Annotated in this window: 10 protein-coding genes; 2 read left to right on the top strand and 8 right to left on the bottom strand. The window is 73.3% G+C overall.

Going from position 1 to position 13,171, the window contains the following annotated elements; translation table 11 throughout:
* Positions 1-3 precede the first annotated feature (3 nt).
* A complete protein-coding gene (locus ACH5AO_RS00835; protein ID WP_398920376.1) occupies positions 4-465 on the top strand; it encodes a hypothetical protein in 462 nt (153 codons plus the stop codon).
* A 234-nt stretch (positions 466-699) separates the two neighbouring features.
* Here the strand turns inward: ACH5AO_RS00835 and ACH5AO_RS00830 are convergent, their stop codons facing one another.
* The 4 genes from ACH5AO_RS00830 to ACH5AO_RS00815 form a co-directional block, all read right to left on the bottom strand.
* Positions 700-1,497 (bottom strand): N-formylglutamate amidohydrolase, encoded by a 798-nt coding sequence (locus ACH5AO_RS00830; RefSeq protein ID WP_398920374.1) that lies wholly within the window; start codon positions 1,495-1,497, stop codon positions 700-702.
* Positions 1,498-1,635: 138 nt separating this feature from the next.
* Positions 1,636-3,855, bottom strand: coding sequence for an NADP-dependent isocitrate dehydrogenase (locus tag ACH5AO_RS00825; RefSeq protein WP_398920372.1), 2,220 nt, complete (start codon positions 3,853-3,855; stop codon positions 1,636-1,638).
* Between the two features lie 147 nt (positions 3,856-4,002).
* The gene (locus ACH5AO_RS00820) at positions 4,003-5,112 is read right to left on the bottom strand and encodes a mechanosensitive ion channel family protein (protein WP_398920371.1); all 1,110 of its coding nucleotides are present in this window, start codon (positions 5,110-5,112) and stop codon (positions 4,003-4,005) included.
* A gap of 210 nt (positions 5,113-5,322) precedes the next feature.
* Complete coding sequence (locus tag ACH5AO_RS00815) at positions 5,323-6,222, bottom strand: YbhN family protein (RefSeq protein ID WP_398921062.1); 900 nt, start codon at positions 6,220-6,222, stop codon at positions 5,323-5,325.
* Between the two features lie 168 nt (positions 6,223-6,390).
* Between ACH5AO_RS00815 and ACH5AO_RS00810 the strand changes: the two genes are divergently transcribed.
* A complete protein-coding gene (locus tag ACH5AO_RS00810; protein WP_398920369.1) occupies positions 6,391-8,274 on the top strand; it encodes an ABC transporter ATP-binding protein in 1,884 nt (627 codons plus the stop codon).
* Between the two features lie 213 nt (positions 8,275-8,487).
* On the opposite strand, the gene secD is transcribed toward ACH5AO_RS00810, so the two are convergent.
* Genes secD through ACH5AO_RS00790 form a run of 4 tightly spaced genes read right to left on the bottom strand, consistent with a single transcriptional unit; the run spans position 8,488 to position 12,901 of the window.
* Complete coding sequence (gene secD / locus ACH5AO_RS00805) at positions 8,488-10,803, bottom strand: protein translocase subunit SecD (RefSeq protein WP_398920367.1); 2,316 nt, start codon at positions 10,801-10,803, stop codon at positions 8,488-8,490.
* Positions 10,804-10,848: 45 nt separating this feature from the next.
* Positions 10,849-11,244: a hypothetical protein gene (locus ACH5AO_RS00800; protein ID WP_398920365.1), complete on the bottom strand. Its 396-nt coding sequence runs from the start codon at positions 11,242-11,244 to the stop codon at positions 10,849-10,851.
* Complete coding sequence (locus ACH5AO_RS00795; RefSeq protein WP_398920363.1) at positions 11,241-11,927, bottom strand: response regulator; 687 nt, start codon at positions 11,925-11,927, stop codon at positions 11,241-11,243. The genes ACH5AO_RS00800 and ACH5AO_RS00795 overlap by 4 nt, the downstream gene beginning before the upstream one ends.
* Positions 11,924-12,901, bottom strand: a complete 978-nt coding sequence (locus ACH5AO_RS00790) for a HAMP domain-containing sensor histidine kinase (RefSeq protein ID WP_398920361.1) — start codon at positions 12,899-12,901, stop codon at positions 11,924-11,926. Before ACH5AO_RS00790 ends, ACH5AO_RS00795 begins: the two co-directional genes overlap by 4 nt.
* Between the last annotated feature and the right edge of the window lie 270 nt (positions 12,902-13,171).

The following is a 13,171-nucleotide window of genomic DNA, read 5'->3' as shown; positions in this document are numbered from 1 at the left end:
GACATGACCGACGGCGCGGGATGTGACGCGGACTTCGACGACGGGCTGCTGGAGGAGGAACTCCGGCAGGCGGCGGCCGTCCTGGACCCGCTGCCTCCCGCTCTGCTGCAGATCGCCGTCGACGCCTACGCGCTGCACGACCTCGACGCCCGCGTGGCCGAGCTGACCTTCGACTCGCTGGTCGACGCCATCCCGGTCAGGGGCGCCACGGACGTGCCGCGCATGCTCACCTTCACCGCCGGTGAGGTGACGCTGGACGTCGAGGTGACCGCGGAGGGCCTGATGGGCCAGGTGCTGCCGCCCCGGCCGGCCCGTGTCGAGGTGCTCGGCGGCCCGCAGACCGGCGTCCCGCTCACCACCGACGACCTGGGCCGCTTCACCGCCGCCGCCCCGCCCTCCGGCCCCTTCGCCCTGCGCCTGCGCACCGACGACGACGTGGTCGTCACGGAGTGGCTCCGCGCCTGACCCCTCCGGGCGGGGAGCCGAGGGGCGGTCGCGCCTCCCCGGTTCCCGGCCCTTCGAGGTCGCTGTGCGGCGGACCGGCGGCGGCTGCTGTGCCGGGGCCGGTTCCTCGCCCCCCGCCGCCCTTACCCGTCCCATCCCGGGGGCGCTGCCCCCGGACCCCCGCTCCTCAAGCGCCGGAGGGGCTGGTATGTGCCGAAGGGGCTGGTACGTGCCGGAAGCGGTGATGCGCCCGACTCAGTGGGAGGCCGCGTCGATCAAGGTGGCGAGTGCCGAGGCGAGGCGGGACAGGCCCTCTCCCGCGGGACCGCCCGGCTCGGTCATGTAGGTGTCCCGGCGGATCTCCACCATCAGGGCGGACACCTCCGCCCGCTTGCCGTAGAACTCCAGCGGCACGTACGTCCCGGCGAACGGGCTGTCCAGCCCCGTCTCCCCGCACGGCGCGAACGCCTCGCGGGCGGCGGCGAGCAGCCCGGGCGGGGTGTGGAAGGAGTCGGTGCCCAGGCAGACCTCCGGCCGCGGACCGTCGCCGTGCAGCTCGTAGGGCAGCGGGGCGCTCGGGTACGAGTGCACGTCGATGATCACGGCCCGGCCGGTCGCCGCGAGCCGGTCGGCGACGGCCCGGGTCATCGCCCGCGCGTACGGGCGGAAGTACCGCTCGATCAGCGGCTCGGCGTCGAACCCGTCGGGCCGCAGCACGTCCTTGTGCGTGGTCCGCGTGTAGACCGCGCCCATGCCGACGGCCAGCATCTCCTCCCGCTCGTCCGGGAACCGCTCGGGATCGACGACCAGCCGCGACAACCGGTTCACGAACCGCCACGGCGCGACACCGGCCGCCCGGGCCGCCGCCTCGGCGATCGACGCGGTGTGCGAGTCGGTGATGTGGTCCAGCTCCCGCTCCAGCCCGGCGTCGTCCAGCACGATCCCGGCCCGTACGTCCCCCGGTATCTCCCGCGCGGAATGCGGCACGTGCAGGATCACGGGGGAGTCCGGATCACCGGAGAGGAAAGCGAAGGACGACGACACATCGGTCATGCAACTGCTCCCAAGGCATGGTCAGTGGTTCACGGCATGATCAACCGTGCCATACGGCACTGACAACGCCCCGGGAGACGGCTCCGCCCCGGCCGGGCGCGGGGCCGGCCGGGGCGGAGCACCGAGGGACCGCTCGCGTCAGCTCAGGGACGCCAGCGCCTCGTTCCATGTGGTGGACGGACGCATGACCTCGGCGGCCTTGGCCGGGTCGGGCTGGTAGTAGCCGCCGATCTCGGCCGGCTTGCCCTGGACGGCGTTCAGCTCGTCGACGATCTTCGCCTCGTTCGCGGCGAGCGTCTCGGCGAGCGGCGCGAACGCCTTCGCCAGGTCCGCGTCGTCGCTCTGCGCGGCCAGCTCCTGCGCCCAGTACAGGGACAGGTAGAAGTGGCTGCCGCGGTTGTCGATGCCGCCGACGCGACGGGTCGGGGACTTGTCCTCGTTGAGGAAGGTCGCCGTGGCGCGGTCGAGGGCGTCGGCGAGGACCTTGGCGCGGGTGTTGCCCGTGACCGAGGCGTACTGCTCCAGGGACGGCACCAGCGCGAAGAACTCACCGAGGGAGTCCCAGCGCAGGTAGTTCTCCTTGACCAGCTGCTGCACGTGCTTGGGCGCGGAGCCGCCGGCGCCCGTCTCGAACAGGCCGCCACCCGCCATCAGCGGCACGACCGACAGCATCTTGGCGCTGGTGCCCAGCTCCAGGATGGGGAAGAGGTCGGTCAGGTAGTCGCGCAGCACGTTGCCGGTGACGGAGATCGTGTTCTCGCCGCGGCGGATGCGCTCCACCGACAGCTTGGTCGCCTCGACGGGGGACAGGACGCGGATGTCCAGGCCCTCGGTGTCGTGCTCCGGCAGGTACTGCTCGACCTTGGCGATCAGGTTGGCGTCGTGGGCGCGGGTGGCGTCCAGCCAGAACACCGCCGGGTCGCCGGTGGCGCGGGCGCGGGTGACGGCCAGCTTCACCCAGTCGCGGATCGGGGCGTCCTTGGTCTGGCAGGCGCGGAAGATGTCACCGGCGGACACGGCCTGCTCGATGAGGGCGTCGCCGTTGCCGTCGACCAGGCGGACCGTGCCCGTGACGGGGATCTCGAAGGTCTTGTCGTGGCTGCCGTACTCCTCGGCCTTCTGCGCCATCAGACCGACGTTCGGCACCGAGCCCATGGTGGACGGGTCGTAGGCGCCGTTGGCGCGGCAGTCCTCGATCACGGCCTGGTAGACGCCGGCGTAGCTGGAGTCCGGCAGGACGGCGAGGGTGTCGGCCTCCTGGCCGTCGGGGCCCCACATGTGGCCGGAGGTGCGGATCATGGCCGGCATGGAGGCGTCGACGATGACGTCCGAGGGGACGTGCAGGTTGGTGATGCCCTTGTCGGAGTCGACCATCGCCAGCGCCGGGCCCTCGGCGAGCTCGGCGTCGAAGGACGCCTTGATCTCGGCGCCCTCGGGCAGGGCCTCCAGGCCCTTGTAGATGCCGCCCAGGCCGTCGTTCGGGGTGAGGCCGGCCGCGGCGAGCTTGTCGCCGTACTGCGCGAACGTCTTCGGGAAGAAGGCGCGCACCACGTGGCCGAAGACGATCGGGTCGGAGACCTTCATCATCGTGGCCTTCAGGTGCACGGAGAACAGCACGCCCTCCTGCTTGGCGCGGGCGACCTGCGCGCTCAGGAACTCGCGCAGCGCGGCGACGCGCATCACGGAGGCGTCGACGACCTCGCCCTTGAGGACGGGGACGGACTCGCGCAGCACGGTGGTGGAGCCGTCGTCGCCCTTGAGCTCGATGCGCAGCGCGCCGTCCTCGGCGATGACGACCGACTTCTCGGTGGAGCGGAAGTCGTCCGCGTCCATGGTGGCGACGTTGGTCTTGGACTCGGCGGTCCAGGCGCCCATGCGGTGCGGGTGGTTCTTGGCGTAGTTCTTCACCGAGGCGGGGGCGCGGCGGTCGGAGTTGCCCTCGCGCAGCACCGGGTTGACGGCCGAGCCCTTGACCTTGTCGTAGCGGGCGCGGATGTCGCGCTCCTCGTCGGTCTTCGGGTCGTCCGGGTAGGCCGGAAGCGCGTAGCCCTGGTCCTGCAGCTCGGCGATCGCGGCCTTGAGCTGCGGGATCGACGCCGAGATGTTCGGCAGCTTGATGATGTTGGCCGCCGGCGTCTTCGCCAGCTCACCGAGCTCCGAGAGGGCGTCCGGGACGCGCTGGTCCTCGGACAGGTACTCCGGGAACAGGGCGATGATGCGCCCGGCCAGCGAGATGTCACGCGTCTCCACGGTGACACCCGCCTGCGAGGCGTACGCCTGGACCACCGGCAGGAAGGAATACGTCGCCAGGGCCGGGGCCTCGTCAGTGTGCGTGTAGATGATGGTCGAGTCAGTCACCGGGTGCTCCGCTCCACGTCTGCAACATTGCTCGACATCAAGATATCTCGTGATCGACCGGGGCTCGACAGGGGTCCGCGCCGAGTTCCGGCCGACCTCCCGCCGCGGCCTCACCGGCGCGGCGGGAGATCACCCGGGACGGTGGGCTCAGATCGGCCGGGCGATGGTCATGTCGTCCGGCGCGGAGTCCGCCGAGGCGTCCGCGCCGCGCTGCTGGGGGAAGACCACCGAGCCCTGCTGGAGCGCCACCGTCCGCGCCGGCGACGGGATGCGGATGCCCTCCTCGCGGTAGCGGCGGTGCAGGCGCTTGATGAACTCGTGCTTGATCCGGTACTGGTCGCTGAACTCGCCGACGCCCAGGATGACGGTGAAGCCGATGCGGGAGTCCCCGAAGGTGTGGAACCGCACCGCCGGCTCGTGCTCCGGCACGGCGCCGGTGATCTCGGTCATCACCTCGGCGACGACCTCCTTCGTCACCTCCTCCACCTGCTCCAGGTCGCTGTCGTACGACACCCCGGCCTGCACCAGGATGGTCAGCTGCTGCTCGGGACGCATGAAGTTCGTCATGTTCGTCTTGGCGAGCTGCGCGTTCGGGATGACCACCAGGTTGTTGGACAGGTTGCGGACCGTCGTCTGGCGCCAGTTGATGTCCTCGACGTAGCCCTCCTCGCCGCTGCTCAGCTGGATGTAGTCCCCGGGCTGCACGGTCTTGGAGGCGAGGATGTGGATGCCCGCGAACAGGTTGGCGAGCGTGTCCTGCAGGGCCAGCGCGACCGCGAGACCGCCGACGCCGAGGGCGGTGAGCATCGGGGCGATCGAGATGCCCAGCGTCTGCAGCCCCACCAGGAAACCGATCGCCAGGACCAGGATCCGGGTGATGTTCATGAAGATGGTCGCCGACCCGGCGACCCCGGAGCGGGACTGGGTGACCGAGCGCACCAGTCCCGCCACCACCCGGGCCGCCGAGATCGTCGCGGCGAAGATGACCATCAGCGTCAGCGCCTGGTTGACGCTGTGCTGCACGGTGCGGGTCAGCGGCAGCGCCGCCGCCGCGGAGGCCGCGCCGCCCGCGATCGCCGCCCACGGCGCGATCATGCGCAGCGCGTCCACGAGGACGTCGTCCCCGCGCCAGCGGGTGCGGTCCGCGTGCCGGCCCAGCCAGCGCAGCAGCATCCGCAGCAGGAACGCCGCCAGCAGGCCGGCCGCGAGGGCGATGCCGGCGTACAGCAGGTCGTGGCCGGTGAGCGCGCGGGTCACCGCTCACCCCCGGCGAACGCCCTGGCCGACGGCCGTATGTGAAGTCGTGTCACGTGTCGTCACCTGCTCGAGTTCTACGAATGTACGTCGCGCCGACCGTCCCTGACCCGCGGTCGGCGCGATCGCTCATCCTGCCGCATTCCGCAGGGCGGTTCGTACCGCGTTCGGTCGCACGGCCCCGCGCACGGGCCGAGGGCCGGAACCCGCCGGTCAGATCACCTTCAGCCGCACCAGCGCGCCCAGGGTCAACGCCCCCGGCAGCAGCGGCAGCCACACCGTGATGATCCGGAAGACCAGCACCACCGCCGTGGCCGCGGCGGCGGCCCCGCCCACCGCCACCAGCGCCACGACCAGCGCCGCCTCCACCGAGCCGATCCCGCCCGGAGTGGGCACCAGCGCCACCGCGACCGTCGCCGCCAGATACGCCACCGCCATGTGGGCCGGCGGCACCGGCAGCCCGAACGCCAGCCCCACCAGCACCAGCGCGGCCGCCTGCAGCGCGGGGAAGGCCAGCGCCCCGCCCCACAGCGCCAGCGCCCGGGAGGGCAGGGCGTGCACCGACCGCGCCTCGCCCAGCGCCGTCCGCAGGAACGACCGCACCACCGACCGCAGCCGCCGTACGGTCGCGAGCACGACCACCGCGACGACCACCACCGCGCCGGCCGCGAGCAGCAGCGGGCCGAGCCACCCCGCGGGCAGCAGGGAGCCGAACCGCAGCGCGCCGGGGAACGCCACGAGCAGGGCGGCCAGCAGCCCCACCCGGCCGACGGACTCCGCCAGCAGGTACAGCGCCAGGGCGGCCGAGGAGCGGGCCGCCGGCAGCCCGCACACCGTCATGAACCGCAGATTGACCGCGCTCGCGCCCAGCCCCGTCGGCAGCAGGTGGTTCGCGGCGCCCGCCGCGAACTGCGTGGCCAGCAGCCGCCGCGCGGGCAGCCGTTCGGGGACCGCGCCCTGCCGGGTGCACGCGGCCGCCACCCAGGTCAGACAGGTGGCGCCGGCCGCGGCGAGCAGCCAGGGCCACCGGGCGGTCCCCAGCTGGCCGAACCCCTCGGCCAGCACCGACCGGTGCCGCACCGCGACCACGGTCACGAGCAGCAGCGGCAACACCATCAGGACCCGGCGGATCGTCCCCGTCACGTCCACCGACCCTGACCGCCGCGCACCAACGGCGGGTTGCACCGGCCGGGACGTCCGCTTACGGCTGGGCGGCGGCCGGGGGAGCGGGACCGGCCCGCCCTTGACCTCAACCATGCTTGAGGTCCTACCTTCGTGTGCATGAGCATGGAGACCACGGCGTGGACACAGCTGCGCGGCGTCATGACCGCGGAGGACGAGCACCGCCCCCTCACCAGGGCGACACTGCACCGGATCGGCGCCTTCGTCCGCCCCCACCGCCGCCGGCTGACCCTGGTCGTGCTCCTCGGCACGGCGACCGCGGCGCTCGCCGTCGCCACCCCCGTGCTCGCCGGGCGCGTCATGGACACCATCGTCTCGGGCGGCGACGGGGGCACGGTGGTCCGTCTGGCCCTGCTCATCGCGCTGATCGCGGTCGTGGAGGCGGCCCTCGGCGTGCTCGGCCGCAGACTCTCGGCGGCCCTCGGCGAGGAACTCATCCTCGACCTGCGGACCGCGGTCTTCGACCACGTGCAGCGGATGCCGGTCGCGTTCTTCACACGCACTCGTACGGGGGCGCTCGTCTCCCGTCTCAACAACGACGTCATCGGCGCCCAGCGGGCCTTCAGCACCCTCCTGGCGACCGCGGTCGGCAACCTGGTCACCCTCGTGCTCGCCCTCGCCGTGATGCTCACCCTGTCCTGGCAGATCACCCTGCTCGCGCTGGTCCTGCTGCCGGTGTTCGTGGTCCCGGCCCGCCGCATGGGCCGCCGCATGGCCGGGATGCAGCGCGAGGCCGCCGCCCTGAACGCGGCCATGGGCACCCGGATGACCGAGCGGTTCTCCGCCCCCGGCGCCACCCTGGTCAAGCTGTTCGGACGCCCCGAGGAGGAGTCCGCCCAGTTCGCGCTGCGCGCCCGCCGGGTGCGGGACATCGGCGTGCGCACGGCCACGGCGCAGACGGTGTTCATCACCGCGCTCACCCTCGTCTCCGCCCTCGCCCTCGCCCTGGTCTACGGCCTCGGCGGCCGGCTCGCCCTCGGCGGCACCCTGGAGCCGGGCGCCGTCGTGGCGCTGGCGCTGCTGCTGACCCGGCTGTACGCGCCGCTCACCTCGCTCGCCGGGGCACGGGTGGAGGTGATGAGCGCGCTGGTCAGCTTCGAGCGGGTCTTCGAGGTCCTGGACCTCGAGCCGCTCATCAGGGAGAAGCCGGACGCGCGGGAGGTGCCCGAGGGGCCGGTCTCCGTCGAGTTCGACGACGTCCGCTTCGGCTACCCGTCCGCCGACAAGGTCTCCCTGGCCTCCCTGGAGGAGGTCGCCACCCTCGATCCGCGCGGCGGCGACGACGTCCTGCACGGCATCTCCTTCCGCGCCGAACCCGGGCGGACCGTCGCCCTCGTCGGCTCCTCCGGCGCGGGCAAGTCGACCATCGCCCAACTGCTGCCACGGCTGTACGACGTCGATGCCGGCGCCGTGCGCGTGGGCGGCGTCGACGTCCGCGACCTGACCGCCGCCTCCCTGCGCGCCACTGTCGGCATGGTCACCCAGGACGGTCACCTCTTCCACGACACGGTCCGCGCCAACCTGCTGCTGGCCCGGCCGGACGCGAGCGAGCCCGAGCTGTGGGACGCCCTGCGCCGCGCCCGCCTCGACACCCTCGTACGGTCCCTGCCCGACGGCCCGGACACGGTGGTCGGCGAACGCGGCTACCGGCTCTCCGGCGGTGAACGCCAGCGCCTGACCATCGCGCGGCTGCTGCTGGCCCGCCAGCGCGTCGTCATCCTCGACGAGGCCACCGCCCACCTGGACAACACCTCCGAGGCGGCCGTGCAGGAGGCGCTCACGGAGGCGCTGGAGGGCAGGACGGCGGTGGTGATCGCCCACCGGCTTTCCACCGTCCGCGCCGCCGACCTCATCCTGGTCGTCGAGGCCGGCCGGATCGTGGAACGCGGCACGCACGAGCGGCTGCTGGCCGCCGACGGCCGCTACGCCGAGCTGTACCGCACTCAGTTCGAACGGCAGTCACAGGAGACGGTGACGGCGTAGGGGTGGTGCCGGGGGGGGGGGGGGGGGCGCCCCCCCCCCCCCCCCCCCCCCCCCCCCCCCCCCCCCCCCCGGCGCGCCCCCCCCCCCCCCCGCCCCCCCCCCCCGGGCGGCCCCGCACCAGGTCCTACCGCCTCACCCGGGCGCGGGGCGGGGGGGGGGGGGGGGGCGGGGCGGGGGGGGGGGCCCCCCCCGCCCCCCCGCTTCCCGCTGTTCCTACCGGGCCCGCGCGGCGGCCCCGGTCCGCTCCGGGCGCTCCGCCGCGCGGGACGTCACCCGCCCGGAACCGCCCCGGCCACGACCCCGGCCGCCCTTGCCGCCACCGGTGTGCGCGCCGAGCTCGACGGCGAGCGGCGAGGCGGTCAGGACCGACGAGTACGTGCCCACGAGCATGCCGATCAGCAGCGCGAGCGCGAAGTCGGTGAGCGAGTCGCCGCCCAGCAGGGCCAGTGCGGCCAGGATGAAGATCACACCGATACCGGTGTTGACCGTACGGGGCACCGTCTGCAGGATCGCCCGGTTGGTGACCTGGGCCAGCGGCGCCCTGCCGTCCTTGCGCCACAGCTCGCGGATCCGGTCGAACACCACCACGGAGTCGTTCACCGAGTAACCGATCACGGTGAGCAGCGCGGCCAGGAACACACCGTCGATCGGTTTGCCCAGCCAGGCGAAGACGCCGGTCAGGATCACCACGTCGTGCGCCAGGGCGGCCACCGCGCCCGCACCGAACATCCAGCGGAACCGGAAGGCCAGGTACAGCAGCTGGGCGCCGAGCGCCAGACCGAGCGCGATCAGCGCGTTGCGCCGCAGTTCGTCGCCGAGGCTCGGGCCGATCAGCTCGTCGCGGACCTTCTCCGCCCCGCCGCCGACCTCCGCGACGGCGTCGGCCACCTCGACCGCCTCCGCGTCGGTCAGCTCCTCGGTGCGCACCGTCAGCCCGTCGTCGCCGGAGGACTGCACGACCGCCTGCGGGAAACCGGCGTCGGCCAGCGCCTCCCGGGCCCGGTCCGGGTCGACGGCCTCACGGGTGGAGTACTCGATCAGCCGGCCGCCGGTGAACTCCACACCGAAGTCCAGCCCGCGCACCACGATGCCCGCGCCGGCGACGGCGAGCACCACGGCGGACACCGCCAGCCAGCGGCGCGGACGCCGCATGAGCTGCGGGTCGCGGCGGGTGAGGTACGTACGGACCCGGCCGATGGAGGCCAGACCGGTGACCTTCGGACGCCGGTGCACCCAGTGGCGGGCCACCGCGAACTCCGCGAGCACCCGCGTGATCACCAGGGCACTGATCATGGACGCGAGCACACCGATGCCCAGCGTGACGCCGAAGCCCTTCACCGGACCGGACGCGAGCAGGAACAGCAGCGCCGCCGCGATCAGCGTGGTGACGTTGGAGTCGGCGATGGCGCTGAACGCGCCCTTGAAACCGGCGGTCAGCGCCGAGCGGCCGCTGGGCCGGTTGCGCCTGCCGTACTCCTCCCGGGCCCGTTCGAAGACCAGCACGTTGGCGTCCACCGCCATGCCGATGGCCAGGACGAAACCGGCGAGACCGGGCAGGGTCAGCGTCGCACCGAGGGCCGCCAGACCGGCGTAGGAGATCAGGCCGTAGCAGAGCAGGGCCAGCGTGGCCAGGACGCCCATCAGCCGGTAGACGACGATGACGAAGAGCGCGGTCAGCGCGGTGCCGACGACGGCCGCCCAGGCGCTCGCCTCGATGGCCTCGGCGCCCAGCGTCGGGCCCACGGTCCGCTGCTCCACCGTCTCGACCGGCACCGGCAGGGCGCCGCCCTTGACCAGCAGGGCGAGCTCCTTGGCCTCGTCACTGGTGAAGGAACCGGTGATCTGGGTGGACCCGCCGGTGATGCCCGCGCCGCAGGCGACGGACGGGTCGACCTGCGGCGAGGAGATGACCTTGTCGTCGAGCACGATCGCGACCCGGCGCTTCGGGTCACCCGCCGGGTTGCAGGCGGCCTCACCGGTCAGCTTCGCCCAGCCCTCGCCGTCCTCGAAGTCCACGGTGACGTGCCAGCCGGCACCGCTCTGCGGGTCGAAGCGGGCCTCGGCGTCCTTCACGTCCTGGCCGGTCAGCGACGCGGCGGCCAGCCGGAGCCGTTCACCGGACTGCTCGTCGGGCAGGACGCGCTCGCCCTTCGCCCGAGCCTTGTCGGACTCGGCGGCGGCACCGAGCACCGCGTGCACGGAGAGCTGCGCGGTACGGCCGAGGACGTCGGCCGCCTTGCGCGGATCCTGTACGCCGGGCAGCTCGACGATGATCCGGTCGTCCCCGGAGCGGACGATGCTCGGTTCGGCGACGCCGAGCGCGTCGACACGGCCGCGCAGCACCTCCAGGGTGCGGTCGGTGGCCGCCCCGTCGGCCTTCACGGTTTCGGTGGAACGGGTCTCCAGCACGATCTGGGTGCCGCCCCGCAGATCCAGGCCCAGACGGACCGGAACGGTGACGGCGACGAACACGGACAAGGCGATCACGGCGAGCGCGAACAACGCCCTGACGCGGGCGGGACGTTTCACAGATGCCTCCAGCAGGCACGCGGAAAGAAGAGGAAGAGGGGAATCTCAGGTGCTGGAGGTCGAGGGCGGGGCACGCCCCAGGTCCGACGGCGTGTGCGCGGCGGCGGGCGGCGCGTGCCCGGCCGCCGGCGCGGGCCGGACCGGGCGGGGCGGGACCGGCGGCGTGTACGCCGCGGTGAGGAGCGGATGCCCGGTGGGCACCGTCCGCTCACCGGCGTCCCGCTCCGGCCTGGTGAGCAGGGCGCGGGCACCGACGTAGGCGTCGTCGCCGTACGGACGGGTGTCGGACTCGTACGCCGACGGGGCGGGTGGGGCGGCGGGGACGGGTTCCGTGCCGCCGGTGAACCCGAGGGCCAGCAGCACGGCCGCGAACGCGGCGAGGGCCGCCGCGGCGGCCCGGTACGGAAGGCGGGCGGAGCGTCCCCGCCGGTCGGCGGTCAAGGCTCGACGAGCCCGGCGCGGATGGCGTAGCGGGTCAGCTCGAGGCGGTCCCGCAGCCCCAGCTTGTGCAGCAGGTTCTCGCGGTGCCGCTGCACCGTCTTGACGCTGATGAACAGCAGCTCGGCGATCTCCTTCGACGAGTGGCCCTCGGCGACGAGCTTGAGCACCTCCTCCTCGCGCGGGGTCAGCAACCGCTCCGGCGCCTCCTCTCCGTGCCGCACCCGGTCGAGGTAGTTGCGGATCAGGGCGGTCACCGCCCCCGGGTACAGGAACGGCTCGTCCCGCATCGCGGCCCGGCACGCGGCGACCAGGTCCCGGTCCGCGACGGACTTCAGCACGTAACCGCCGGCCCCGGCCTTGAGCGCCTGGAACAGGTACTGCTCGTTGTCGTGCATCGTCAGCATCAGGATGCGCAGCCCCGGCTTCAGCGCGGTCAGCTCGCGGGCCGCCTGCAGGCCGGTCAGCCGCGGCATGGCGATGTCCAGGACGGCCAGGTCGACGTCGTGGGCGCGGGCCATGGCGATCGCCTCCGCACCGTCCCCCGCCTCGGCGACCACTTCCAGGTCCGGCTCCCCGTCGAGGATGAGCCGGACGCCGCGCCGCACCAGCGCGTGGTCGTCGGCGAGCAGGATCCGGATCGTGGCGTCCGTCCGGTGGTCCTCGTGGATGTCCTGGTGGTTCATGACTGCTTCCTGGCGGTGGGGACGGTCAGCCGGATCCGGGTACCGGCCGGCGGCGCGGAGGCCCCGTCGGGGCCCGAGATGTCCAGTGAGGCCCCGATCAGCAGGGCCCGTTCCCGCATCCCGCGCAGCCCCGCGCCCTCGCGCGCGGCCCCGATGCCGCGGCCGTCGTCGGCCACCTCGAGGACGACGCACCCGTCGGCACCGCGCAGGCTCACCTCCACGCACCGCGCCTCGGCGTGCCGCGCGGCGTTGGTCAGGCCCTCCTGCGCCACACGGTAGATCACCAACTCCGTCTCGTGGTCGAGAGCGGGCAGATCGGAGTCGAAGCGGCGCAGCACGCGCAGCCCGGTGTGCGTGGCGAACTCGGTGGCCAGCGAGGTGACCGCACTGACCAGGCCCAGATCGTCCAGGACGCCCGGACGCAGCCGGCGCACCAGCCGGCGCACCTCGTCGAGGCTCTCCCGGGTGATCTCCTGCGCCTGCTGCAGCTCACCGCGCAGCGGCTGGGACGCCTCGTCGGCCGCCCGCTTCAGGGCCAGCAGCACGGCCGTCATGCTCTGCCCGACCTCGTCGTGCAGCTCCTGGGCGATACGGCGCCGCTCGCCCTCCTGGGCGAGGATGGCGCGGGCGCTGCTCGCGACGCGTTCCCCCTCCAGCCGCTCCAGCATCGAGTTGAACGTGCTGACCAGTTCGGCGACCTCGCCGCCACCGCGCACGGGCAGCCGCTGACCGGGACGCAGCAGGTCGACGGTGGTCATCAGCCGCGTCACCCGGTCCAGCGGGGCGAGGCCGATGCGCAGCAGGGCCGCGTTGGCGACGAGCATGACGCCGAGACCGCCCACCAGGATCACCGCCTCGGTCAGCAGCACCGGAACGGACACGGTCACCGGAGCCCACAGCAGCAGCGCGGTGGCACCGCCCAGCACCACCGCGTTGAGCCCGAAGATCCGCCAGTACAGGGACACGGAGGTCACGCCTTCCTCTTTCTCGTCTGCCTCTACTGTCGGTCACCGCGCCCGCTGACGTGTCAGTGGCCCCTAGTCCCGGCGGACACCGGCCAGCGTGCACCGGGGCCGGGCTCCGGTCGATGGGCCCCGCGCCCCATTTCCCGCGGCCCGCCCGACCCATGCCGCACGCGGTGGGTCCTCGGACCCCGCGCGGATGGGTACCGCGCCCGATGGCCGCCGGGACGGAGACGGACGAGGGTGAAGGCGTCATCCGTACGTCACCGAGGAGAACCGTCC

This window comes from Streptomyces sp. NPDC018964 (genome assembly GCF_044390325.1).
Lineage (GTDB): Bacteria > Actinomycetota > Actinomycetes > Streptomycetales > Streptomycetaceae > Streptomyces.
Note: the sequence above shows the minus strand (reverse complement) of the source record. Positions and strands in the feature narration are given on the sequence as shown.